The organism is Streptomyces sp. NPDC028289 (assembly GCF_055565975.1).
The window spans coordinates 995,495-1,020,537 of sequence record NZ_JBVHTI010000001.1; the positions used below are offsets into that span (position 1 = coordinate 995,495).

Genomic DNA, 25,043 nt, shown 5'->3' on the forward strand with positions numbered 1-25,043 from the left:
CGCCGAGGCCTTGAACGCCTCCGACGTCCGCGATGTGCGCATCCATGGTGTGTGCAGGATGCGGAGCCTCTGCGGCTGGAAGGGGCAGGACTGCCGCGTTGGACATGACGCCTCGGTTGTACAACGGATCAGGTATATTGATATACGACGCCGTATACACAGGGAGTCGCTGTGAGCCGAACCGTCATCGACCTCGACGACGAGGCACTGGAAGCAGCTGCCAAGGAACTCGGCACCACCACCAAGCGCGACACGATCAACACCGCCCTGCGCGAGGTCACCGCCCGCTACCGGCGCCTGCGCGCGCTCGAAGACGCCCGGCAACTGGTAGCCGACGGCGCCCTGGACATCGACGTACTGCTGGACAAGACGCAGTACCGGCCGTGACCGTCGCCGACTACCTCATCGACACCTCCGCCCTCGTCCGCGTCCTGCTCGGCCAGAACACCACCGAGTGGGACGACAGGATCGCCGCAGGCCTCGTCGCGATCTGCGACGTCACCGAACTCGAGATCCTCTACTCCGCCCGCTCGGCCGCGGACCGCGCGCTCCTGAAGACGGCACTCGACGCCCACTACACGTGGTGCCCCATTCCCGACGGTGTCTACCGTCGCTCCCGGGTCATCCAGGAACAGCTCACCGCGAAGGGTGAACACCGCAGCGCGGGCCCGGTCGACCTCCTCGTGGCCGCCACCGCCGAAGAGGCAGGACTCACCCTGCTCCACTACGACCGCGACTTCGAAACCATCGCCCGGACGACGGGCCAACCGGCACAGGCGATCGACCTCAGACGGTAACGCCCGCCGGTGGCGCCCGACACCGCGATGTCCGCCGCCGCGACCGAATCGGACCCGCGCACGACTCCGTCGAGAACGTACCGTCCGGCTCCACGTACGTCGCCGAGGCCGACGACCGGTCTCACAGCCCGGTCGATGCGGGACGGCTGCTGAATCCCGCTCCTCGATCCTCTCGACTCGGGCCAGACCACCACCAGCGAACTCGTCCAGGAGCACCTGGCCGGCGCGAAGCTGGTCAAGGCGTTCAACAACATCATGGACTTTCACATCCCCGCACTCGCCCGCCCCCAAGGCGCCGCCGACCGCACCGCCCTGCCCATCGCCGGCGACGACCCGCAGGCCAAGGCCAGTGCCGCCGACCTGATCAGCCGGCTGGGCTTCGACACCGTCGACACCGGCCCCCTGGCCGAGAGCTGGCGCTTCGAGCCGGAGACCGACCCCTAGACGGCGCCGTACTTCACGGACCCCGACGCCACGCGGGCCGGCTGGGGCACGCTCGCCGAAGCCATCCGTTCCGGTGCTCCGGCGCAGATGCCGCCCTCCGACGACCCGGGCGTCCCGCTGCCCAAGGCGCGGCTGCGCACGCTGCTCGCCGAAACCCCCCGCAAGCTCACCGCCGACCGCGCACTCGCCTGACAATCAGAGCCGGTGCCGGTGCCAAAGGGTTGGACCGAGCAGCGGGCCGGCGGCGATGGACCCTCGGCCGGGACCGGCGTCAGTTCGGTTTCAGCACCACCGCCTGACCGCCGGCAGGGGCCATGGCCACGCTGAGCACGGTGGCCGAGGTGACGGTCCGGGTGCTCTTCACGACGGGAGTCTGATAAGCGTAGGTGCCGGGCGTGCCGTCGGCGTAGACCGTCGCCGTCCAGGTGCCGTCGGCGAGGAAGGACAGCGGGAGCGACAGCGTCCGGGCCGATTCGTCGGTCATCGCCCCCAGGTACCAGGTGGAGCCGTTGCGGCGTGCGACCGCGACGTACTGGCCGATCGATCCATCGAGGGTCCGGCTCTCGTCCCAGGTGGTGGGGATGGCGTCGAACCATGGCAGGCCGGGCCAGTTGGCGGTGTTGGCGTACTTGGACGGCGAGTCGTACCAGTAGAGGAAGTTCAGCGGCTGGTAGTAGACCGCGGCCATCGCCATCTGGTGGGCGTTGGTGGTCCGGTCGCGCGACTGGCCGTAGCAGATCGTGTAGTCCATCGGCCCGCCGATGTTCCGGGCGAACGGCAGGGTGACGTTGTGCGAGGCGGCCGGGAAGTGCTCGTTGCCCCGCACACCCTCCAGGCTGATCCAGTTGGGGTAGGTCCGCTCGTAGCCGAAGGGCCGCACGTCGTCGTGCATGTCGATCAGCAGGCTGTGCGCGGCCGCGGTCTTCGCCCAGCCGGTGATCTGGTTGGTCATGGCCTGGGTGCCGTCGTTGATGAAGCCCAGTTTCACGCCCGCGACGCCCCAGCCGCGGTAGAGGGCGAAGAGGCTGTCGGGGCTGGTGAGCGCGATGCGGTTGACGTAGAGGATGACCCCGATGCCCTTGCCCGTGGCGTAGGAGATCACCGACGGCAGGTCGATGGCGTCGATCGGCTCGGTCGCGTCGGTGGTGCTGCCCTCCGGCCCGTACCAGCCGGCGTCGTACTCGATGTACTGCAGCCCGCGAGCGGCGGCGAAGTCGACGCCCGCCGTGCCGTCGGCGGTGGTCAGGTTGCAGCGGAAGACCTTGCCGGGCTTGATCCACGAGGTGTCGGCCGGCGCGCCTGCGGGCGCGAGGTTGAGCACCAGCTCGGCGTTGTCGACCAGTTCGGCGTGGGTGGAGCCGGTCACCACCGCGCGCCAGGGGGTGGCGAACGGGGTGGTCACCGTGGAGGCCGTCTGGACGGTCCCGCTCCCGCGGGCGGTGTGCTCCATCAGGTGGGCGGCGAGGGCGTCGGGCTGCCCCGACACCGAAGACAGCATCAGCCGCGGGAAGTTGACCCGGGACGACTCGCAGACGCAGGCGATCAGCCCGCCGCTCGCGTACGTGGCGGTCAGCGGAAGGTCGGTCAGCGGGCCGGTGTCGGTGCCGGAGGTCCCGGTGGACGGGATCGAGCCCGGGGCGACGGGGTTGTACGCGTCCTCGTCCCGGGCGCTGTAGACGAGGGTGCCGTCGGGGAAGACGAATGTCGTCAGCTCGTCCGTGACCGTGGCGGTGCCCCTGTCGAGCAGCACGTACCGGAAGGCGACACCGCTGGGGTAGGCGCGGATCTGGACGCTGAAGTTGATCAGGGTGGCGGTGTCCTGGAGGTTCCAGCGCATCTCCTGGTACCGGTCGCGGACGGTCGCGTTGCGGCCGTAGACCGGGGTCCAGGTGTTGTCGACGGTCCAGTGCTGGTAGTTGGTGATGACCGTGCCGCTACGGCCGAGCGTCGTCCCGTCGCCCAGCTCCAGGCCCAAGGCCGCGGTGTCGACGACGGTCGCACCCCTGCGCTTGGCCGACCAGGTCAGAACGCCGCCGGTCAGCGACATCGTGATGGTGGTACTGCCGTCGGGGGCCGTCGCGGTGACCGAGGCGTCCGCCGCCGCGGCCGTGCCCGTCGTACCGATCCCGACCGCGGCGGCGCCGGCGGCGACAGCCGCGCCCTTGAGCAGTCCCCGCCGGGACACCGGGCGTGCTGGAACCTCCATGGCGGTGCCCCTCTCCATCGATGGGACCCGAGTCGGCGGCCGCCCCGAGTTGCCCCAACACAAACGAACAGTTACGAACGCTTTCGATCGGCACCGGGCAGTTGTACGCCCAGGCTCTCTGAAGGGTCAACCGTTCCGACCGGAAAAATCCCCACCGACCACCCCTCACCCCTTCGGTTCCGTCATGAATAAACAAAATCGATCGCGTCTCTTGACACCCCGACGAACAGGAAGCTCTCATTTCCCACTGAACGTCGCATCCGCTGCCGCGCGTTCGCCGCGTCTGCCACCCTTCGCGGCCTCAACTCCCCCCTCCCGCAAGCCGCCAGGCACCCGCGCCGCGCGGACGACGTCATGTCAGCACCTCGAAGGAGAGGCAGAGCATGCCGAACCGAGCACCCCACCACAGACCCTCGCACGGCCGGTTGCGGGCGACCGCCGCCGCGTTCCTCACCCTGCTCGCAGGCATCGTGGCAGTGCTGCTGCCCGCCGCGCCCGCCAGTGCCGCCACCGTCTCCTTCACCCTGGGCGCCACCAGGACCGACCAGAACGGCAACACGCTCCAGCTGCACGGCCTGGGCATCATCAAGGTAGGCGGCACCTGGTACGGCTTCGGCGAGGACAAGACCGGGGAGACCTCGTCCGACACGTCCTTCCAGGACATCCCCTGCTACACCTCCACCGACCTCTCCAGCTGGACGTACCAAGGCGTGGCACTGGCCAAGCAGGCCAGCGGCGACCTGGGCCCGAGCCGGATCGTGGAGCGACCGAAGGTCATCTACAACGCGTCGACCGGTACGTACGTGATGTACATGCACATCGACAGCACCAGCTACGGCGACGCGCGGGTCGGCGTGGCGACCAGCAGCACCCCCTGCGGGCCCTACAGCTACCGGGGCAGCTTCCGCCCGATGGGCAACCTGAGCCGTGACATGAACCTCTTCCAGGACACCGACGGCACCGGGTACCTGCTGAGCGAGGACCGCAACAACGGCCTGCACATCTACAAGCTCTCCGCCGACTACCTCTCCGTGGACAGCAGCGTGGCCCTGCTGGGCAGCAGCGGTTCCGCGAGCTACGAGGCGCCCGCGATGGTGAAGAGCAACGGCACCTACTACCTGCTCGCCTCCCACCTGACCGGCTGGAGCACCAACGACAACGTCTACACCACCGCCACCTCGCTGAGCGGGCCATGGGCGACGATGCGGAACTTCGCGGCGCCGGGCACCCACACGTACAACAGCCAGACGGCGAACATCATCACCGTGCAGGGCAGTTCCGGCACCACGTACATCTACGCAGGCGACCGGTGGAACACCGGCGACCTCGGCAACTCCCAGCTGATCTGGCTGCCGCTGACCATCCGCGGCACCGTGGTCAACCTCGGCCAGTACCCGAGCTGGTCGCTCGACACCAGCGCCGGCACCTGGACGCCCGTCTCCGGTGTGCCCACCAACGCGGTGCACACGCTGACCGACGCCGGCAGCTCGATGCTGATGGACGTCTCGGGCGGCTCGACGACCAGCGGCGGCAAGATCATCCAGTGGCAGTCCACCGGCGGCGACAATCAGAAGTGGACGCTGAACCGGGTCGCCGACAACGTCTACACGCTCGTCAGCGTCAAGAGCGGCCTGTGCCTGGACGTCCCGAACAAGTCCACCGCGGAGAACGTCCAGCTGGAGCAGTGGACCTGCAACGGCGGCGCCAACCAGCAGTTCGCCGCCGACCTCGTGGGCAGCCTCACCGGCACGAAGTTCATGCTCGTCAACATCAACAGCGGGCTGAACATCGGGGTGGACTCCTCCTCGACCACCGCGGGCGCCGGCGTCGTCCAGCTGACCGGCACCGGAGCCACCAGCCAGCAGTGGACGATGTCCTGACGAACCACCACCCAGAGGGCCGCCGCACTTCACGGCGGCCCTCTCGGCACATCATGACGGGCTGCGGGCCCTCCACAACAAGCCCCGGCGGCAGGACCGCCTCACCGAGTCGCGTCCGACCGGCATCGAGGACGCCGCCGGCACGGTGCCGCACACGTCGTTCACCCGTCTGACGAACCGCCAAGGCTCTGGAGGCCGCGGGAGTCTGCCGGTCACCCACCGTGTCTTCGACGGCGTCGACCGCCACTTCACCCACGCCGGACCGGTGCCTGCCGGGAAGGAGGCCATCGAGTTGATGGCCTCTGCCCCGCGCAGCATCGCGTGAGCGCGACATCCGCGCCGATCACGGACCGCCGGACGCCCCCTGGCCCGGCGACAAGGGATACGTCGGCGGCATCGCGGACTCCGGCACGGGCCTGGAGGATCTCGGGGCCCGCGAGTACGACGCACAGACGGGCCGCTTCGTCTCTCTCGACCCCCTCCTGGAATCCTCCGACCCCTCGCAGATCTCCGGCTACGACTACAGCGGCAACGACCCGGTCACCGGCAGCGACCCCACCGGCGCCAGCTGGTCCAGCTCCCTCAGCAACGCCGTCTCCGGTTTCGCCCAGACCGCCGGCCAGGTCATGCAGCGCACCAACTGGGCCCAGGCTGCCCTCGGAGTCGGCGAGCTGATTCTGAACTGTTTTCCCCGGCCCCGGCAGCACACCAGCGGCCCAGACCTTGCCCAGCATCCTGGAGCCCGGCGCACGTCGCACCGAGTCCGCTGACCACGGCCGGAGCAGCGCAAGCCCAGGGCTCGGACGCACCTTTCCGGTTCCTTGCGTCCCATCAGCGTCCCAACCTTGACGTCCGCCGGCCCCTGAGCGTCTTTGATCAATGCCATGAGCCCGCGCCGGCCGGCGTCCGCCCAGCCTGACGAGCGCGTCCGAAACCGGTGCGCAGCGGATCACCTTTCCAACGCGCAAAGGCTCCGGTCCGAGTCGCCGGACCGGAACCTCACAGTGACCATGCAGAGCACCGCCAGACAGCGTAAGGATTCACTCTCCTGCATGGCCCACTCACGGACGCAGACCTCATCCGTGGTACAGCACGCGAACGGCGTAGGCGTCGGCCGGAAGTGCGTCGAGGTAGTGGTTGAAGTAGCGGCGCCGCTCGGCGTTTGCGATGTCCAGCCAGCGTCCGTCCAGGGTCAGCAGGGCGTGGGAGGGCAGGGCGGAGTCCATGGCGTGGCGTACCAGGCCGTCGAGGTCGCCGCTCAGGCGGGCGATCGGGTCGCCGCCCACGATCTCCTCCAGTTCCGGGTTGTCCAGGAACGCCGCGATGACCGGCTGAGCTCGGTAGTCCTCCACGGCCTGCATCGGTGAATAGCTCCCGGGGTCGGCGAGGTGCCGGGCCCGGAAGTCCCCGAAGGCACGGCCGGGCGGGTAGGCGGAGGCGAACTCCTGCCATGCCTCGAAGGCCCTGCGGGCCCCGGCGGCCGCCCGGGCCCGCGGCGTTTCGAGATCCAGCAGCGCTCGCGGGCCGCCGTCGCACAGTGCCGGCGGCACGTTGCGCGGCTCTCCGGACAGGGTCTTGGCACCCCGGACGAGGCGCGGGTCGCCCTCGTGCCCCGGGACGACCAGGAACTCGCAGCCCCCGCCGTCGACCTGCCAGTAGTCCCACCAGGTCTCGCCGTCCGGATCGCCGACGCCGGCGTCACGGTTGTAGTCGTACGGCGCCATCGCCGCGCCGATGGCCCGGACGACGTCCCCCGGGTCGCACGGGGGGACGCACACCGTCACTCGCTCTTTCGCCATAGCCCTTTCCTCGGTCTGTTCCCGACGCTCATGGTCACATCATCGGCGGCGGGTCACAGGACACGAGCCATCCGTCACAGCCCCGCTGCCACGACCGGGTGGCGTCCCAGATCATGTAGAGGTCACCGATCACCCCGAGACCGCCCATGAGCTTGCCCACCCGGCTTCCTGCCCCGCCCGTCCTGGGCTCGGACGGCGCATCGGGCAGGCTGGGAGCCTTCTCGGTGACCTCACCAGGGGTGATCCGGACGGTCCCGCCGTTGATCTTGCGGACCAGCGGCTGCACGCGTTGCGTGTCGAAAGCACCGTCCGGCCAGATCACGCGCACGTGCTTGTTGCCGACGAACCTGTCCCGGATCGCCTCCGCCTCGGCCTGGCTCTTGGCGACGTAGACGACGTTCTGGGTCTGCCCCTTGCCGGTGCTGGTGGTGTTCATCTTGTTGGAAACCGTCTTGGCGACGTCGTCGGCGTTGAACACCTTGGCGTTGCTCTCGTTGGCGTCCCAGATGTCGACGGCCACGATCTTGCCGTTCTTCCAGGTGACCTTGATGTAGTCCGCCGTGGCACCGGCCGCGACATGGTCGCCGTTGGGGCCGTGCATCAACCCCTTCCTGGGTATCACACCCTTGTCGTCCTGCCACAGGTACCGGGAGCCGCTGCCGTTCTTGGAACCGTCGTAGTACTTGCCGCCGTTGCGCAGGTCCTCGTTCATGTAGTCGAACGCGACCTTCTCCGAGGCGATATTCGACTGCCCGCCCAGGGTGTGCGGGACGCCGCGCTCGTCGTAGATGACCTGGCGGCCGCTGACCGTGCGCTGGGTGAGCGCGTGCTCCGGTTTGATCTCCTTCGGGGGGTCTGCCGCGACGGGCACTCCGTTGCGGCACACCGCCGTGCCCTCCCAGCACTCGATGGCCTGCAGACCGTCCGGGTCGCTCTTGGTGACCGGGTTGTTGTCGGCGTAGGAGTAGCCGTTGATCTGCAGCGGGTCGGACGGGTCGATGACCGGGTCGGCGGAGAGGAAGCGGCCGGTGGACTGGTCGTACTCGCGGGCGCCGAGGTGGGTCAGGCCAGTGGCCGTGTCCTCGATTCCGGTGCGCAGGTAGGAGCGCCGGTCGGGCCAGCTGGACGGCTGGCTGCCGCGCGTCTCGCCGAAGGGCTTCGAGAAGCGGCGGGTGACAGGCTGTCCGCTGGACTCGTCCACCGTGGTGGTGGCGGTGCCGAGCTGGTCGGTGAGCAGGATGCTCAGCCGGTGACCGGTGGTGCTGCCGTACTTGGTGGAGCGGACCACGGTGGGCGCCCCGGAGTGGGAGTAACCGCGCGAGGCGGCGACGATGTTGCCCTTGGTGTCCGCGCTCACCTCGGTCTCGCCGAGGTAGAGCACGCTGCCCGCGGCGGTGTGCTCCAGCAGGCGGTTGCCCGCGGCGTCGTACACGTACGACGTGCGGTCGGCCGGCGTCCACTGCTGGGCCGCGCTGCCGTTGCAGGTGTAGAGCTGCAGGTCGGTACCGTCCGCGTCGTTGGAGCTGGGCACGTCGACGCACTTGCCGGAGGCGGGGTTGTAGAGGCTCTTGTCGGAGGTGCGGACGGTGAACTTCTGCGCGCTGCCGCCGTCGCAGGCGGCCAGCAGGATCTTGGTGCCGTTCGCGGTGCCGGAGGCGCTCGCGCACTTGCCGAAGATCCGCAGGGTGTCGCCGGTCGTCCGCCACTGCTGGGCGCGGGAGTTGTTGCACCGGTAGAGCTGGACGGGGTTGTCGTCGGCGTTGGAACCGCCGGCGTCGTCCAGGCACTTGCCGGACAGGCCGACGACCGCTCCGGCGCCGTCGCCGAAGCCCTTGACCTCGGTGACCTTGTCCTCGGCGCTCCACAGGAGGCTCTGGGTGCCACCGGGCAGGGTCCGGGTCTCGGCGTTGCCTGCCGCGGTGTAGGTGTAGCTGGACGCGGTGCCCGTGGCCGGGGTGACCCTGGTCAGGGTGTGCGGCTGCGCGAGCGTGCCGCCGGTGCCCTGGGTGCCGTAGCCGTAGACGCTCTTGACGTCCTTGGCGGTGTCGGCGGGGTCGTGCTCGGTGAGGCTCGCCCGGTTGCCGATCGCGTCGAAGGTGAAGGACTGCCAGTAGGCGGTGGTGTCGGTGGAGACCGTGCCGGCGGCGGGTGCGGCGGCGGTCAGCGAGGCCGCCATGTCGCTGTCGGGCGCGGTGGCGTCCGTGGCGGAGTCCGGTGCCTCGGCGATGGGGCCGGCCGAGGACTGGCCGTCCTGCCGGTAGCCCCAGGCGGTGCCGCTCGCGGACTTGCAGCCGGTGCCCGCGGTGCCCACGGCCTCCGAGGAGGTCCAGGCCTGGACCATCTCGCCCAGGTAGTCGTAGCTGAAGCACTGGGTGTCCCAGGTGCTCGTCGACCCGGTGGTCTGCTTGCGGGCGCTGGAGGTGACGTTGCCCGCCCGGTCGTAGGAGTAGTAGGAGTCCGAGATCCGGTGGGAGCTGTCGGTCTCCCGGTCCCACACCGTGCGCTGGACGCGGCCGGTGTGCTCGTCGATGAAGTTCGTCGTCCACACCCGGTAGGGCTGCGCTCCGCTGACCGTGCGCAGGGGCTCGCCGTAGGGCGAGTAGGTGACGTCAGAGGTGTACCAGGTCAGGCCGGAGGTGGACTGGGGCAGGCCGTCGCTGTCGTAGCGGGTGACGACCTTCTCCTTGGCGAGGCCGCCGACGGCCGGCAGGGTGACGCTGAGCGGCTTGCCGGTGGGCGTGTACGTGTACTCGTACCGGTAGGTGCCCGCGAGTCCGGTGGTGTCGGCCTGCGCGGGGACGACGATCTCGCGTCCGGTCGGCCGGTACTCGCTGTCGTAGCCGGTGACCGAGTCGACGTAGTCGCCGGTGGCGTCGTGCCGGATGGAGGAGGCGGGCTTGCCGACCGCGCCGGGCAGGTCGTAGGTGAACTCCTTGACCGGCGTGGCGGTGGGCGAGCCCTCCCGCACGTAGGTGACCCGGCCGACGGCGTCGTAGGAGGTGTAGGTCGTCTTCTGGTTCGCGTCGGACGCCTTGGTCTGCCGGTCGAGGTCGTCGTACTCGAAGGACGAGGTGCCGAGGTCGGGGTCGGTGGAGGTGCTGAGCCTGCCGCGCGCGTCGTAGGTGTAGGTCCAGAGGTTGCCCTGGTGGTCCTTGACGGAGGTGCGGTTGCCCCGGGCGTCGTAGCCGTACCAGGTGCTGCGCCAGTCGCTGAGGTCCTTGTTGGTGAAGTGCTGGACGCGGGTGGCCCGGCCGAGGGCGTCGGTGGTCGTCTTCGTCGCCGGGGTGGCTCCGCCGGCGGGCTTGGCGAGCGTCCAGTTGTCGCCGTAGCTGGTGGTGTCGGAGTAGACGGCCGTGCCGCTGTGCAGCGCGGTCGTCTTCACCGGGCGCTCCCGGCCGTCGTACGCGGTCCGGGTCATGCTCGGCACCAGGCTGGGGCTCCTGGGCTTGAACTGGGCGGCTTCCGGCTCGCCCTTGGCGAGGTAGTCGCCGGTCTGTTCGCGGACCAGGCCGTGGTCGTCGTAGCGGGTGTCGACGACGACGCGGCCGGGGCCGTGCGCCTCGCTCTGGACCTGGAACTTGCGGCCCAGGCCGTCGTAGAGGGTGACCTGCTTGCTGTAGGTGCCGTCGTCCTTGATCGTCTGCACGGTGACCGCGGTGGGCTTGGTCGTGCTGGAGGTGACGGCGGCCATCTGATAGCCGATGATCACGTCCGGGGACTGGTCGCCCGCGGAGCGGGACGCCGACCAGCCCTTGGTCAGCCGGCCCAGCGCGTCGTACTCACTGCGGGAGACGTGCCCGTTGGTGTCGGTGACGGTCAGGGCCAGGCCGCGGCCCGGGTCGTAGGTGGTGGTGCTGGTGTGTCCCTTCGGGTTGATCGTCTTGATCGCGGTGACCGGTCCGCCGATGTCGGCGGGCGTGTACTGGGTCTCCGTGACGCCCTTGAGCGGGTCGGTGATCTTGCGCGGCCGGCCGAGCGGGTCGTAGCTGCGGCCGGTCACCACCGAGTAGCCGACGCCGGTGCCGTCGGGGGTGGCGGTGCTGGTGGCCAGGCCCTTGGTGGGGGTCGCGCCCCAGGCGCCGTTGTCGTAGCTGGTGCGGGTGGCGTTCATCAGCTGGGTCGCCGGGTCGGCGGTCGCCCAGCCGTCGCAGGAGGTCGCCGTCATCCGGACCTGCTTGGGCAGGCCGATGAGGTTGGCGTCCTCGTTGTTGACGTAGTCGGTGCGGGCGCAGGTGTAGTCGCTGAGCTTCTCGCCGCTCCCGTCGGGTTTGACGACGGCGGTCTGCACCTGCCACGGCAGCCCGTGGTCGGTCTCGAACTCGGTCTCGGTGCGCACCGCCTGCCAACTGGAGTCGACCGTCTGGATCGCGTCGGTGCGCCGGACCCCGACCTGCTGGGCGAGGAGCGGGTCGAGTCCGCCGTCCCGGGTGCGGGAGGCCGTCTGGTGCGACCAGGGGTAGTTCAGTGTGCGGTTGAGGAGCCGGCCGCCGGTGCCGTCGTAGGTGAGGGTCTCGGCGGCCATGCCGGCGTACTGGGGTGCGTCGGCGGCGGCCAGTGTGACGGTGCCGGTGGAGTCCTTCACCTCGCCGCCGGTGCCGCGGAAGTAGCGGGTGACACCGTACGACTGGGTCTGCGGGACGCCCACGGTGGTGCCGCCGTTCTTCGCACCGCGGTACGTGGACACCTTCTGGTAGCCGCGCCAGACGCTGTAGGTGCGCAGGCTCGGCTTGGTGAGCTCGTCGTCGTCCTGGCTCCAGGCCGCGTCGCTGTAGGCGTACTTGGTGGTGACGCGGTCCGAGACACCGGAGATCTTGTCGGTCTCGGTGACCGAGTCGACGACGTACTTGTTGAACCAGGCGAGCGGAGGCTTGGCCTGTTCCGCGTCCGGCGACCAGCGCACGGGGTAGCAGGTGCCGTGGTTGTCGGCGGGGTCGATGGACGGCTCGGTACGGCAGCCGCCGCGGTAGACGACCTCGACGTCACCGCCGTTCTCGGTGGACACCGTGCCGATGCGGGGCCGGGTGAACCCGGGCCGCGGGTCGCCCTTGTAGCGGGGGACCAGGTTGGGCAGCTGCTGGTCCTTGAGGTAGCCGCCGAGCGGGTCGTCCTTGCTGACGACGTACGGCCCGAAGCTGACGCCGGACGTGGTCAGCAGGGTGCCGGTGGTGTCGCCGGGCGCGTAGCCGGTGCGGGTGACGGAGTCCAGCCACAGTCCGGGCGAGGTGTTGTACCAGTCGCGCGGGAAGGAGTGGTGGAGGGTGTAGGTGTCGACGCGGGCCAGGCCGCTGCTGCCGGGCCGGGCGGCGTACGTGGTCACCGTGCCCAGCCGCATCCGGATCCAGAACGACGGGAAGGCCGGGCACAGCTTGGAGTCGGACTTGCAGTTGAGGTTGCCGGGGCTGTCCCACCAGGGGCGGTAGGAGGCGGGGTTCTTGGTGTCGTCGAACTTGTCGGCGGCGCAGGAACCGTCGGTCTCCACGCAGCGCTGCACGGCGTCGAAGACGATCTTGGCGGCGGGGCTGGTGAGGCTGTCGGGGCGCATCCCGTACTCGATGGTGTCCGGGTAGCCGCCGCGGACGTACTTCTCGGGCGTCTTGAACTTCTTGTTGACGGCGTAGTAGTTGGTCGACTTGTGCCAGGTGACGACCATGGTGTTGCCGTGCACGTCGACGACCTTGTCCAGGCCCCAGCTCCAGGCCTGCTGCTGCTTGGTGCCGTCGCTCGCGGTGCAGCGGGAGTCGGCGAAGGCGTCCTTGTGGCAGGGCTCGCCCGGGTGGTTGCCGAAGACGGGGACGGTGAAGACGGAGTCGGTGTCGGCATGGCCGCCGCCCACCTTGTTCAGGCCGTAGTAGTACTGCGTGCCGTCGGTGGTGGTGACGACCCAGTACTCGCCGTTGTTGTCGCCGTTGTCGCCGCCGGTCTTCAGCACGACCCTGGTGCCGTCGTCCTTCTCCAGCCGGTAGCTGTCGGTCTCGCCGACCCGCACCAGCTGGGTGGTCCTGCCGCCGAGCGACAGCACGGCGTTGTACGACACCCAGCACAGGTCGGACGTCTTGTACTTCTTGTCCTTGTTGTTGGGCGCCCCCGCGGCGGTGTCCTCGCGGTCGTCCTTGCAGGTGCGGTAGCGGCGCTCGATGTGCCCGGGGTCGTAGTTCCAGCCCTCGCCGATCCAGGACGACTGGGGCGAGGAGGTGGCCGTTCTGCCGTCCACCGCCTGTGAGTTGTAGTCGAAGGAGATCTCCGGCCGGGGGCCGGCCGGCGCGGGCGGCACCTGGAGCGGGTAGGACCAGGTGAAGGCGCCGGAGGAGTCGCCCGAGGCCCACTTGCCGTCGGTCGTCAGGGGCGTGGCCTTGAAGGTGCCGGCCGGACCGCCCCCGGAGTCGACGGCCCCGATCACGGCGCTGTCGCCGCTCGCGGCGGCCGGCTGCGCGTAGGAGGCCTGCACGACGCCCGAGCCGGCGGAGCCGGGACCGCTCGCGGCGGCCTGGCTGACCGTCCCGTCGGCCGCGGTGTCGACGGTGGCCGTAACGGTCTTGGCGTGCGGGTCGTTGCTCGTGTCCAGCTCGGTGTACTGCTGGCACTCCTCGACGTCCGGGGTGGTCAGGTAGCACTCGGGGAACTGGACGAACTGCAGCCGGGAGGCCCAGTCGGCGCCGTAGAGGTTCTCGAACTTCTGGTAGCTCAGCTGGACCGAGACCGGAACCGAGCCGGTGGCCGGCGCGGTCACCTTGACGAGGGTGCCGTCCACGCCCTGGGCCTCGGGGGCGGCGCGGTCGAAGACGCCGACCTGCCAGGTGCCGCTGGGGGCGGGGGCGTCGGGGGCCGGTCCCAGCTTGACCGGGAGGGTGCCGGCGGGCACGTAGTCGGTCTGCGTGGCGGTGGCGGAGCCGCCGGTGCGCAGGGCGGTCTGGGTGGTGCCGGTGCCGAAGCTGACCGGGACGCTGCCGGACGGGGCCGGGGTGGTGGTGCCGGACGGCGCCTCGGTCTGGTCGGCGGGCCGGTCCGTGCGGATGCTGTCGAGGCCGGGGTCCCGGGTGGTGCCGGCGACCGCCTCGTCGTCGGTGAGCTTCACCAGGTCGACGTCCTCGCGCGGCGCGTCGGCGGTGGTGGGGTCCGGCGGCGAGGCGAACGCCTGGGCGGGCAGCAGAGCGAGCGCCACTGCCGCGGCCACCGGCGCGAGCACGGCGGAACGGCGTCTGCGCCGGTGCGCGGACAGGAAGAAGGGCACGGCGAAAATCCCCCGGTCGACCCGAAACAAGGTGGAGTGGCGCCTGGGTTGACCGCAGGTGAAGCCACTTCAAGATCGGCCAGATTCTGTGTCCATGCCATGAAGAAATCCAGAGTTCCCTGTGACCATGTGGCAATGATCACGTCATGTAACAGTCAAAGGAGCGTCAATCGGGATGCTCCGGCGCCCGCGGAGCCCCGCCGCGGCCGTCGGTTCAAGACACAGGCGTGACGGGCGCGTTCGCGTAGGTCATGATCTGCACCCGTTGCCCTAGGGGGGAAGGAAAACTCGCTCATGACCAGCAAGTGGCGGCGCCCGCGCGCCCGCCGGGCCGCGGCCGCGGCCGTCGTGGCCCTGGCCACGGTCGGCGGCCTGACGTACGCCGGGCTGACCGGCACCGGCAAGGACCGGCACCCCGGCACCGACCGCCCGGCCCGCGCGGCCGCACCGGTCACCGAGGCCGAGGCCGCCTCGCGTGCGGCGAGGTCCGGCAGGCCGGTCGAGGTGACGGCGCTGCGGACGGCGTACGAGACCACCTGGGCACGGCCCGACGGGCTGTTGCAGCGGCGCGTGCACGCCACACCGGTCCGCGCCAAGGCCCACGGCCGCTGGCAGTCGATCGACACCACGCTGGTCCGCACCGGAGACGGCTGGTCGCCACGCGCCACCAACGTCGGTCTCACGTTCTCGGCCGGCTCCCGCACCGCCTCCGCACGTGCCGACCGCGGGACCGGGGTGCGCAGGGTCTCGCTGCTCACCGCGGCCGCCGGCACCGGTACCACCCTGGTGACGCTCACCACCGGGGAGCACACCGTCCAGCTGACCTGGCCGGGGACCATCCCCACGCCGGTGATCGACGGCTCGCGCGCGCTGTACCCGGAGATCATCCCCGGCGCCGACCTGGTGCTGACGGCGGACGACGGGGGCTTCGCCCAGCTGCTGGTGGTCAAGTCCCGGCAGGCGGCCGCCGATCCACGGGTGGCGCAGCTGGCCTACGGGCTGACCTCCCCCGACCTGACCTTCAGTCTCGACCCCACCACCGGCATCGTCAGCGGCCGGGACGCCGACGGCGAGGAGGCGGCGATCTCGCCGACGCCGCTGATGTGGGACAGTTCCGGGACTCCCGCCCTGACCGACGGTCAGGCGGGCACGAGCGCGTCGCCGACCGCCGCCGAGAGCCTGTCCGACGACGCCAGTGCCGCACCGGACGACTCGGAGTCCCCCACCGCCTCCCCCGAGCCCAGCGACTCCGTCGACGACAGCGACGACGGCGATGTCGATGACGAGGTGCTGCCCGACGCGACCGACGAGGCTCCCGACCCCTCGGCCGGCGAGAGCGAGGGCGCCGCGCCGTCCGTTCCCGCCGAGCCCTCGCCCGAGCCGACCCACACGGGGGCGGCCGCCACCCTGGACCTGCCCTCGCTGGCCGGCCCGCAGCCCGACTCCCGCGGCACGCTGGTCACGGCCGACCTCGACGGCTCCACCTGGTCCCTGACACCGGACCAGGACTTCCTGACCGACCCCGACACGGTCTACCCGGTCTTCATCGACCCGTCCGTCAGCAAGCACACCAACGACTGGACCACCGCCTACAGCCGCCACCCCAACGCGAACTTCTACAACGGGCGCAACTTCAACAAGGGCACCCACGAAGCGCGCGTGGGCTTCGAGTCGGACACCTGGGGCACCTCGCGGTCGTTCTTCAGCATCGACTGGAACCCGGACCTCGAGGGCGCGACGGTCATCAGCGCCAAGCTGCACGCGCTGGAGACCTACTCGTGGTCGTGCAGCGCCCGCACGATGAACGTCTATCTGACCGGTGCGATCAGCAACAGGACGACCTGGCGCAACGCTCCGAAGATGACGGCCGGCAACAAGCTCGCGAGCAAGAGCTTCGCGCACGGCTACAAGTCCTCGGGCTGCCCCGACGACTACGAGGCGTTCGACGTCAAGCCGGCCGCGCAGAAGGCGATCGCGCACGGCTGGTCCACCCTCACCATCGGCTTCCGGGCCGGTGACGAGGACTCGGCGTACTCGTGGAAGAAGTTCCAGGCGGACGGCGGCAACGACCCGTACGTCGAGCTGGTCTACAACCGCCCGCCGGCCGCCCCGTCCCACCTGGACCTCGACCCCGACCTGTCCTGCGACACCACCTCGCCCTACGTCAACGTCGGCGCGTCCTCGATCACCTTCTGGGCGAACAGCAGCGACAAGGACGCCAACCTGGACTCGCTGCGCTTCGAGCTGTGGCCGACCGGCGGCAGCGGGAACCTGCTGGGCAGCAAGGCCAAGGTCACGGTCGGCAGCCAGACCGACTCGGCCCGGGTGCACACCGACCCGTTCTCCACCAATGGCCTGAAGAACGGCGTCAAGTACTCCTGGCGGGTCAAGGCGGTGGACAAGCGCGGGGCGACATCGGGCTACACGCCGTCGAAGACGCCGTGCCGGTTCGTCTTCGACAGCTCCCGGCCCACGCCGCCCGTGGTCACCTCCACGACGTTCCCCGACGCCGACGCGAAGGACGACGGCTTCGGCAACGCGGACGAGGACTCCACCTGGTCCACCGTCAAGTTCGGCACGGCGGGCTCGTTCACCTTCAAGGCCTCGCAGACCGACGTGGTCAAGTACGAGTACGGCTACAACTCCGCCTCGTACAGCGGTTCCGTGTCGCGGACGAACGGCGCCGCCACCTCCACCCTGACCACCTACTCCGGCGCCAAGCCGCCGCTCGCCGGGCCGAACGTGCTCTACGTGCGTGCCGTGGACGACGCCGGGAACGTGTCCGACCCGCGGAAGTACTTCTTCTACGTCACCCCGCGCGACGCGGCCGACGCGCCGGGAGACTTCACCGGCGACGGCTTCCCCGACCTCATGGTCGTGGACGCCAACGGCAACCTGCGCATGTACCCGGACAAGGGCACCACCGACGGCTCCAAGGGCACCGGCGCCCTCGGCTACTCCATGTCCGGCGCCTACCAGGAGAACAGCGACAAGGACCCGAACGGCGACGACCTGCCCCTGTACTCCCGTCCGTCCTCCGGCTACTGGAAGAACACCCTCATCGCCCACCTCGGCGACGTCTACGGCGGTGACGGTCTGCAGGACCTGATCGCGGTGCGCGCGGGAAAGCTGTGGGTGTACCCGGGCGACGGCTACGGTGCCGTCGACATCGGCAAGCGGCACGAGATCCTGCTGCCGCCCGGTGCACCGGATCCCTCCACGATCACCCAGATCGTCTCGGCCGGCGACGCCACGGGCGACGGCAAGCCCGACTTCTTCCTCACGGTCGGCGACGCGCTGTGGGCGCTGATCGGGTACAACGGCGCCACGGTGGACGAGGCCCGGCGACTGTCCGCGTCAGCCTGGACCGAGCGTGACCTCGTCACCGCCCAGGACGTCTCCGGCGACGGCGTCACGGACTTCGTCTACCGCTCGGATGTCAGCGGACGACTGCTGCTTCGCAAGGGCATCAAGGACACCGCGACCGGCGGGGTCGACACCGGTTCGCTCGCCTCGGCGGCCGCCTCCTCCGGAGGCGCGGACACCGAGTACGGTGCCTCGGGCTGGGGCAGCTCCAGCATCAGGCTGGTCTTCGGCACTCCGGACGCCAACGGGGACGGCATCCCCGACATCTGGACGCTCAGAGTGGATGGCACCGTGCGCTTCTACACCGGCAGTCGCACGGCGCTCAGCGGCTCCGGTACGGAGATCATCGGCAACGGCGACGGCATCGGCTGGAAGAACAAGCTGGCGATCGGCTGACCCATCGCCAGGTACCGCAGACGAGGCCGACGCGCACGGAACTGCCCGTGCGCGTCGGCGTCGAGCGTGGGCGGATATTCCCTTCCGGTGTCGTCCGCCGCGTCGGGATCGAGAACAACCCGCGTCCCCGCCGGGCAGCGGATCACACTGCTCGGACTCCGGCCGACGCGTCCAGATGAGCGGCGACCGGTTCCCCTCACTCGCCGCCGACGCCAAGGCCGGCAGACTCGCCTGAACGCCCTGCCCTGACCCGATGCCCGTGCCGAGCGCCGGACATCGCCCACGCGAGACAAAACGCCACACAGTGAACGGCCGCCGGCCCCTGGCTCGGCCCCTGAGGCAGGCCGAGCCCGCACAGGACTCCACGAAACCGGCGGAGCCACCCGCCAGACACGACAAAGCCGCAGCTCAGAAGGTTTCTCCTCGCACAGCGAGTGGTGGGGCGGGTGGGACTCGAACCCACGGCCGACGGATTATGAGTCCGCTGCTCTAACCGGCTGAGCTACCGCCCCATAGCGGCGTGTCGCGTACAAGTGTGCGCGCCGTCTGCCGCAGCATAGCCGCTCATACGATCTCCTGCTTCGGCTGGTCGGCGAACTGCGACGTTCACGACCTTGAGGACATCGGCGCAGGCCCGGCGGTTCCCACGGACGCCCGACGCACATGAAAAAGGACCCCCGCAGGGGTCCTCGTTCAGCATGCTCCCCCGACTGGACTCGAACCAGTAACCTGCCGGTTAACAGCCGGCTGCTCTGCCAATTGAGCTACGGAGGACCGAGCTCCCCCGACTGGACTCGAACCAGTAACCTGCCGGTTAACAGCCGGCTGCTCTGCCAATTGAGCTACGGAGGAATGCCTCGTTGCATCGAACGTACCTACCTGGGTATTCGCCAGGGGGCGCCCGCTCGCTGCGACACATACATTAGCGCAAGCAGGGGGGTGCTCCGCCAATCGGTACTCCCACACGTCGGAAGGGTGGCCGCCATGCGTTACAAGCTCACGTTCGTCGTCGGGCTCGCTCTGGGTTACGTGCTCGGCACGCGCGCCGGACGCGAGCGCTACGAACAGCTGAAGAAGTCGGCCCGTCAGGTCGCCCAGAACCCGGCCGTCCGCAACACCGCCGAGACCGCCGCCCAGCAGGGCCGCGTCTACGCCGGCAAGGCCATCCACTCGGTGAGCGAGAAGGTCGGCGACCGCATGCCCGACTCGGTCGCGGCCCGGGTCCGGTCCCTGCGCGAACGCAACACCGACGGAGCAGCCGGCGACGACTGGGGTACCAGCAACACCTGACGGCGCTTTCCGGCGCCGGGCAGCCCGTCCGACCTGGGGGCACGGGGAACTGCGCCAGCAGCCCCCACCCGCCGTACGACACAAGGCACCCACCCCAGAAGGCGCCCGTCGGCCGAACCACAGCGGAGCGTGCGGCAGAATTTCGGTCATGGGGATAGTCGCCGGGTTGGACAGCTCACCCGATTTCACTCGCATCGTGGTCTGCGACACGGACACGGGTGCGGTGCTCCGCCAGGGATACGCACCGCACCCGCTCGACACGCCGGACGGCGCGGCGCGCCCCAGTGACGTCGACCCGCAGGCCTGGCTGCTCTCCCTCGGCGAGGCCGCCGGCGGCGGGCTCCTGGAGGGCGTGCAGGCCATCGGCGTGTCCGCGCAGCAGAACGCGCTGATCCCGCTGGACGCCCAGGGCAACACCGTCCGCCCCGCGATGGTCGGCGGCGACAAGCGCGCCCAGGTCGCGGCCGCCGATCTCATCGACGCGCTGGGCGGGCGGGAGGCCTGGGCACAGGCGGTGGGGTGCGTGCCGCAGGCCGCGCAGCCCGTCACCAAGCTGCGCTGGCTGGCGAAGACCGAGCCGGAGAACGCCCGCCGGACCGCCGTACTGCTGCAGGCCCACGACTGGCTGGTGTGGCAGCTGCTCGGCCGGCCGGTCCGGAGGACCACCGATCGCGGTGGGGCCTCCGGGACCGGGTACTGGTCGGCAGCCACCGGCGGTTACCGGCCCGACCTCGTCGAACTCGCCCTGGGGCACCAGGCGATGCTGCCCGACGTGATCGGCCCGTCCGACGCGGCCGGCACCACCCCGGAGGGGCTGCTGATCTCCGCGGGGACCGGCGAGACCATGGCCGCCGCCTTCGGGCTGGGGCTCGGGTTCGGGGACGCCGTGGTCTCGCTCGGCGCCTCGGGGTCGGTGATGGCCGTGCACACCGAGGCGCTCGCCGACACCTCCGGGATGATCACCTCGCTCGCCGACGCCACCGGCATGCACCTGCCGGTCGTCACCACGCTCAACGCCGTACGGGCCCTGCGCGGCACCGCCGAGCTGCTCGGGCTGGCGGATCTGGAGGCCCTCTCCGACCTGGCGATGAAGTCCACGCCCGGCTCGCACGGGCTGGTCATGCTGCCGTACCTGGAGGGCGAGCGGACGCCGAACCTGCCGCACACCGCCGGGACGCTGGCCGGGCTGCGCCGGGAGTCGATGAAGGCCGAGCATCTCGCGCGGGCCGCGTTCGAGGGCATGCTCTGCGGGCTCGCCGACGCGCTGGACGTGCTGCGCGGCCGGGGTGTGGAGGTGCGGCGGATCTTCCTGCTGGGGCAGGCCGCCGAGCTGCCGGCCGTACAGGCGGCGGCGCCGATGCTGTTCGGCGCGCAGGTCGTCGTACCGCAGCCGGCGGACTACGCGGCGATCGGTGCGGCCCGGCAGGCGGCCTGGGCGCTCGGGGTCTCGCAGGGGACGCTGGACCCGCGGACGCCACCGGTGTGGCAGGGCGCGGCGGCGCAGGTCCTGGAGCCCGGGGACGAGCTGGCGGTCGGGCAGGCGGTGCGGCAGCAGTTCGTCTCGGTGCGGGAGCAGACCCATCCGGGGGCGTTCCGGGCGTAAACCCCCCGAAGCGTACGGCCGCGCACGTCCCCGGGCGTCCGCTCTCGGGTTAATCGGTTGAGGTAACGCGGGTGGAGTGTCGGACGATAGGGGCCTAGGGCAAACACCCCGCCCTTCGGGCAGACCACCCCGCCCACCCCACCGCCGACTCCGAGAGACGTAGCGTGCTCATACGACTTCTGCGGACCTATCTCAGGCCCTACAGGAAACCCATCTCCATCCTGGTGCTGCTGCAGTTCCTGCAGACCTGCGCCACTCTCTACCTGCCCACGCTCAACGCGCACATCATCGACAACGGCGTCGTGAAGGGTGACACGGACTACATCCTGACGTTCGGCGCCCTGATGATCGGCATCTCGCTCGCACAGGTGGTGTGCAACGTCGGTGCCGTCTACTACGGCGCCAGGACCGCGTCCGCGCTCGGCCGGGACGTGCGTGCCGCCGTCTTCGACCGGGTGCAGTCCTTCTCCTCGCGTGAGGTGGGTCACTTCGGGGCACCCTCGCTCATCACCCGTACGACCAACGACGTACAGCAGGTCCAGATGCTGGTCCTGATGGCGTTCACCCTGATGGCGTCGGCGCCCATCATGTGTGTCGGCGGCATCGTGCTCGCCCTCGGCCTGGACGTCCCGCTGTCCGGGGTGCTGGTCGCCGTCGTACCCGTGCTGGGGATCAGCGTGACGCTGATCGTGCGCCGGCTGCGCCCGCTGTTCCGGGCCATGCAGGTCCGGCTCGACACGGTGAACCGGGTGCTGCGCGAGCAGATCACCGGCAACCGGGTGATCCGCGCGTTCGTCCGCGACGAGTACGAGCAGGGCCGGTTCGGCGGGGCCAACAAGGACCTGACCGAGATGCAGCTGGCCACCGGCAACATGCTCGCCCTGATGTTCCCGATCGTCATGACGACGGTGAACGTCTCGTCCATCGCGGTGGTGTGGTTCGGCGCCCACCGGATCGACAGCGGCGGGATGGCCATCGGTGACCTGACCGCCTTCCTCGCCTACCTCATGCAGATCGTCATGTCCGTGATGATGGCCACCTTCATGTTCATGATGGTGCCGCGCGCGGAGGTCTGCGCCGAGCGCATCGAGGAGGTCCTGGACACCGAGTCCAGCGTCGTCCCGCCGCTCGCGCCGGTCACCGAGCTGCGCCGCCACGGCCACCTGGAGGTCCGGGCCGCCGGGTTCCGCTATCCGGGTGCCGAGGAGCCGGTGCTCAAGGCCGTCGACCTGGTCGCCCGGCCCGGCGAGGTGACCGCCGTGATCGGCTCCACCGGCAGCGGCAAGTCCACCCTGCTCGGGCTGGTCGCGCGCCTCTTCGACGCCACGGACGGTCAGGTCCTCGTGGACGGCGAGGACGTCTCGGGCCTCGCCCCGAAGCTGCTCGCGCAGACGGTCGGCATGGTCCCGCAGAAGCCGTACCTGTTCGCCGGCACCGTGGCGACCAACCTGCGCTACGGCAACCCGGACGCCACCGACGAGGAGCTGTGGCACGCGCTGGAGGTGGCGCAGGCCAAGGGCTTCGTGGAGAAGCTGGAGGGCGGGCTGAACGCGCCCATCGCCCAGGGCGGTACGAACGTCTCCGGCGGCCAGCGCCAGCGCCTCGCCATCGCCCGGACGCTCGTGCAGCGCCCGGAGATCTACCTCTTCGACGACTCCTTCTCCGCCCTCGACTACGCGACCGACGCCGCCCTGCGCGCCGCGCTCGCCCAGGAGACGGCCGAGGCGACCGTCGTCATCGTCGCCCAGCGGGTGGCGACCATCAGGGACGCCGACCGGATCGTCGTCCTCGACGAGGGACGCGTCGTCGGCACCGGCCGCCACCACGAACTCATGGCCGGCAACGAGACCTACCGGGAGATCGTGCTCTCCCAGCTCACGGAAGCGGAGGCTGCCTGATGGCCGGGCCCATGGGACGCATGATGGCCGGGGGCGGCCCCGACCAGCGCTCGATGGACTTCAAGAACTCGGGCAAACGGCTCCTCGCCCGGTTCAAACCCGAACAGCTCACGATCTACCTGCTGCTGTTCTGCGTGGTCGCGAGCGTCACCCTCAACGTGATCGGCCCGAAGATCCTCGGCCGGGCCACCGACCTGGTCTTCGCCGGCGTCATCGGCAAGCAGATGCCCGCCGGGGCCACCAAGGACCAGGTCCTCCAGGGCATGCACGAGCGGGGCCAGGACACGGTCGCCGACATGCTCAGGAGCACCGACTTCACGCCGGGCAAGGGCATCGACTTCGACCAGGTCGGCAACGTCCTGCTGTTCGCGCTCTGCACCTACGTCGTCGCCGGCCTGCTGATGGCGGTGGCGACCCGGCTCGTCAACCGGTCCGTCAACCGCACGATGTACCGACTGCGCGAGGACGTCCAGACGAAGCTGTCCCGCCTGCCGCTGTCCTACTTCGACAAGCGGCAGCGCGGCGAGGTGCTCTCCCGCGCCACCAACGACATCGACAACATCGGCCAGACCCTCCAGCAGTCGATGGGCCAGCTCATCAACTCGGTGCTCACCATCGTCGGCGTGCTCGCGGTGATGTTCTGGGTGTCCTGGATCCTGGCGCTGGTGGCCCTGGTCACCGTGCCGCTGTCCTTCCTGGTCGCGACCCGCATCGGCAAGCGCTCGCAGCCGCACTTCGTGCAGCAGTGGCGCTCCACCGGCAAGCTGAACGCCCACGTCGAGGAGATGTACACCGGGCACACCCTGGTGAAGGTGTTCGGCCGGCAGGAGGAGTCCGCGCAGCAGTTCGCCGAGCAGAACGAGGCGCTGTACGAGGCCGGGTTCAAGGCGCAGTTCAACAGCGGGGTCATGCAGCCGCTGATGATGTTCGTGTCGAACCTGAACTACGTGCTGGTGGCCGTGGTCGGCGGTCTGCGGGTCGCCTCCGGCGCCCTGTCCATCGGTGACGTCCAGGCCTTCATCCAGTACTCCCGGCAGTTCTCGATGCCGCTGACCCAGGTCGCCTCCATGGCCAACCTGGTGCAGTCCGGTGTCGCCTCCGCCGAGCGGATCTTCGAACTCCTCGACGCGGAGGAGCAGGAGGCCGACCCGGTCCCCGGCGAGCGCCCCGCCGAACTGCGCGGCCGGGTCGCCCTGGAGCACGTCTCCTTCCGGTACGACCCGGAGAAGCCGCTGATCGAGGACCTCTCCCTCACGGTGGAACCGGGCCACACGGTCGCGATCGTCGGCCCGACGGGCGCCGGCAAGACGACGCTCGTCAATCTGTTGATGCGGTTCTACGACGTCTCCGGCGGCCGGATCACCCTCGACGGCGTCGACATCAGCCACATGTCCCGGGACGAACTCCGTTCCGGGATCGGCATGGTGCTCCAGGACACCTGGCTGTTCGGCGGCTCCATCGCGGAGAACATCGCGTACGGCGCCTCCCGCGAGGTCACCCGCGGCGAGATCGAGGAGGCGGCACGGGCGGCCCACGCCGACCGGTTCGTCCGGACCCTGCCCGACGGCTACGACACGGTCATCGACGACGAGGGCACGGGCGTCAGCGCCGGTGAGAAGCAGCTCATCACCATCGCGCGCGCCTTCCTGTCCGACCCGACGATCCTCGTCCTCGACGAGGCGACGTCGTCGGTCGACACCCGCACGGAAGTCCTGATCCAGAAGGCGATGGCCAAACTGGCGGACGGCCGGACGTCGTTCGTCATCGCCCACCGGCTCTCCACGATCCGCGACGCGGACACCATCCTCGTGATGGAGAACGGGTCCATCGTGGAACAGGGCGCGCACGCCGAGCTGCTGGCCGCGGACGGGGCGTACGCCCGGCTGTACAAGGCACAGTTCGCGCAGGCGGTGGCCGAGGTGGACTGACGCGGGTGCGGCACGCTGTGGGCGCGGGCAGGGGGTTTCACTTGCCCGCGCTTGCGGGGTGCCTCCCCCAGCCTTCGGCCGGGGGGACCCCCAGCGCCCACCCGTGCCGCCCCAGCGGCACGACTGCCCGCGGCTGAGAAGGGTGGCTGGGAACGAGCGGCGGGCGAAGCGCCCCGTAAGGGGCGCTGGGGGTACCCCCGGCCGAAGG

The 25,043-nt window shown here is 70.1% G+C and carries 12 protein-coding genes, 3 tRNA genes and 2 pseudogenes; 11 read left to right on the top strand and 6 right to left on the bottom strand.

The genetic code is table 11. The features are described 5' to 3' along the window. Positions 1-171: 171 nt before the first annotated feature. The 3 genes from ACZ4UV_RS04390 to ACZ4UV_RS04400 all read left to right on the top strand — a co-directional run bounded on the left by ACZ4UV_RS04390 (position 172) and on the right by ACZ4UV_RS04400 (position 1,241). Positions 172-387, top strand: coding sequence for a type II toxin-antitoxin system VapB family antitoxin (locus tag ACZ4UV_RS04390; protein ID WP_451015884.1), 216 nt, complete (start codon positions 172-174; stop codon positions 385-387). After that, complete coding sequence (locus ACZ4UV_RS04395) at positions 384-797, top strand: PIN domain nuclease (protein ID WP_451015883.1); 414 nt, start codon at positions 384-386, stop codon at positions 795-797. The genes ACZ4UV_RS04390 and ACZ4UV_RS04395 overlap by 4 nt, the downstream gene beginning before the upstream one ends. A 255-nt stretch (positions 798-1,052) precedes the next feature. Continuing rightward, on the top strand, positions 1,053-1,241 hold the full coding sequence (locus tag ACZ4UV_RS04400) for an NAD(P)-binding domain-containing protein (RefSeq protein ID WP_451015882.1): 189 nt from the start codon (positions 1,053-1,055) through the stop codon (positions 1,239-1,241). Positions 1,242-1,512: 271 nt separating this feature from the next. On the opposite strand, the gene ACZ4UV_RS04405 is transcribed toward ACZ4UV_RS04400, so the two are convergent. Next, positions 1,513-3,447: a glycoside hydrolase family 97 protein gene (locus ACZ4UV_RS04405; RefSeq protein ID WP_451015881.1), complete on the bottom strand. Its 1,935-nt coding sequence runs from the start codon at positions 3,445-3,447 to the stop codon at positions 1,513-1,515. Between the two features lie 383 nt (positions 3,448-3,830). Between ACZ4UV_RS04405 and ACZ4UV_RS04410 the strand changes: the two genes are divergently transcribed. The 3 genes and pseudogenes from ACZ4UV_RS04410 to ACZ4UV_RS04420 form a co-directional block, all read left to right on the top strand. Further along, a complete protein-coding gene (locus tag ACZ4UV_RS04410; protein ID WP_451015880.1) occupies positions 3,831-5,327 on the top strand; it encodes an RICIN domain-containing protein in 1,497 nt (498 codons plus the stop codon). 179 nt (positions 5,328-5,506) lie between these two features. Next, positions 5,507-5,652, top strand: a pseudogene (locus ACZ4UV_RS04415) (alpha/beta hydrolase); the annotation flags it as partial. 91 nt (positions 5,653-5,743) lie between these two features. Continuing rightward, positions 5,744-5,830, top strand: a pseudogene (locus tag ACZ4UV_RS04420) (hypothetical protein); the annotation flags it as partial. 573 nt (positions 5,831-6,403) lie between these two features. On the opposite strand, the gene ACZ4UV_RS04425 reads toward ACZ4UV_RS04420, so the two are convergent. Together ACZ4UV_RS04425 and ACZ4UV_RS04430 are read right to left on the bottom strand one after the other, a co-directional pair. Further along, entirely contained in the window at positions 6,404-7,126 is a 723-nt protein-coding gene (locus tag ACZ4UV_RS04425) for a hypothetical protein (RefSeq protein ID WP_451015879.1), read from the bottom strand. Between the two features lie 34 nt (positions 7,127-7,160). Then, complete coding sequence (locus ACZ4UV_RS04430) at positions 7,161-14,354, bottom strand: ricin-type beta-trefoil lectin domain protein (RefSeq protein WP_467835768.1); 7,194 nt, start codon at positions 14,352-14,354, stop codon at positions 7,161-7,163. A 294-nt stretch (positions 14,355-14,648) separates the two neighbouring features. Between ACZ4UV_RS04430 and ACZ4UV_RS04435 the strand changes: the two genes are divergently transcribed. Beyond that, positions 14,649-18,116 (top strand): DNRLRE domain-containing protein, encoded by a 3,468-nt coding sequence (locus ACZ4UV_RS04435; protein ID WP_467835770.1) that lies wholly within the window; start codon positions 14,649-14,651, stop codon positions 18,114-18,116. Positions 18,117-18,551: 435 nt separating this feature from the next. Here the strand turns inward: ACZ4UV_RS04435 and ACZ4UV_RS04440 are convergent. From ACZ4UV_RS04440 to ACZ4UV_RS04450, 3 genes are all read right to left on the bottom strand, one after another. Beyond that, positions 18,552-18,628: transfer RNA gene (locus ACZ4UV_RS04440), tRNA-Ile, on the bottom strand. A 189-nt stretch (positions 18,629-18,817) separates the two neighbouring features. Next, positions 18,818-18,890: transfer RNA gene (locus ACZ4UV_RS04445), tRNA-Asn, on the bottom strand. 5 nt (positions 18,891-18,895) lie between these two features. Beyond that, positions 18,896-18,968 (bottom strand) — tRNA-Asn (locus ACZ4UV_RS04450). Between the two features lie 132 nt (positions 18,969-19,100). Here ACZ4UV_RS04450 and ACZ4UV_RS04455 point away from each other — a divergent pair. The 4 genes from ACZ4UV_RS04455 (at position 19,101) to ACZ4UV_RS04470 (ending at position 24,835) form a co-directional block, all read left to right on the top strand. After that, positions 19,101-19,406: a YtxH domain-containing protein gene (locus ACZ4UV_RS04455; protein ID WP_390040346.1), complete on the top strand. Its 306-nt coding sequence runs from the start codon at positions 19,101-19,103 to the stop codon at positions 19,404-19,406. A 148-nt stretch (positions 19,407-19,554) separates the two neighbouring features. Further along, positions 19,555-21,009 carry an FGGY family carbohydrate kinase gene (locus ACZ4UV_RS04460; RefSeq protein WP_390040344.1) on the top strand — a complete coding sequence of 485 codons (1,455 nt, stop codon included), beginning with the start codon at positions 19,555-19,557 and terminating at the stop codon, positions 21,007-21,009. Between the two features lie 164 nt (positions 21,010-21,173). Next, positions 21,174-22,907 carry an ABC transporter ATP-binding protein gene (locus ACZ4UV_RS04465; protein WP_390040342.1) on the top strand — a complete coding sequence of 578 codons (1,734 nt, stop codon included), beginning with the start codon at positions 21,174-21,176 and terminating at the stop codon, positions 22,905-22,907. After that, entirely contained in the window at positions 22,907-24,835 is a 1,929-nt protein-coding gene (locus ACZ4UV_RS04470; protein ID WP_351495084.1) for an ABC transporter ATP-binding protein, read from the top strand. The genes ACZ4UV_RS04465 and ACZ4UV_RS04470 overlap by 1 nt, the downstream gene beginning before the upstream one ends. Positions 24,836-25,043: the final 208 nt, after the last annotated feature.

What these genes read in the sequence shown, in the direction of transcription:
- ACZ4UV_RS04400 (WP_451015882.1), top strand. Translation starts at nt 1,053, where the DNA reads ATGGACTTTCACATCCCCGCACTCGCCCGCCCCCAAGGCGCCGCCGAC.
- ACZ4UV_RS04405 (WP_451015881.1), bottom strand. Translation starts at nt 3,447, where the DNA reads ATGGAGGTTCCAGCACGCCCGGTGTCCCGGCGGGGACTGCTCAAGGGC.
- ACZ4UV_RS04410 (WP_451015880.1), top strand. Translation starts at nt 3,831, where the DNA reads ATGCCGAACCGAGCACCCCACCACAGACCCTCGCACGGCCGGTTGCGG.
- ACZ4UV_RS04425 (WP_451015879.1), bottom strand. Translation starts at nt 7,126, where the DNA reads ATGGCGAAAGAGCGAGTGACGGTGTGCGTCCCCCCGTGCGACCCGGGG.
- ACZ4UV_RS04435 (WP_467835770.1), top strand. Translation starts at nt 14,649, where the DNA reads ATGACCAGCAAGTGGCGGCGCCCGCGCGCCCGCCGGGCCGCGGCCGCG.
- ACZ4UV_RS04455 (WP_390040346.1), top strand. Translation starts at nt 19,101, where the DNA reads ATGCGTTACAAGCTCACGTTCGTCGTCGGGCTCGCTCTGGGTTACGTG.
- ACZ4UV_RS04460 (WP_390040344.1), top strand. Translation starts at nt 19,555, where the DNA reads ATGGGGATAGTCGCCGGGTTGGACAGCTCACCCGATTTCACTCGCATC.
- ACZ4UV_RS04470 (WP_351495084.1), top strand. Translation starts at nt 22,907, where the DNA reads ATGGCCGGGCCCATGGGACGCATGATGGCCGGGGGCGGCCCCGACCAG.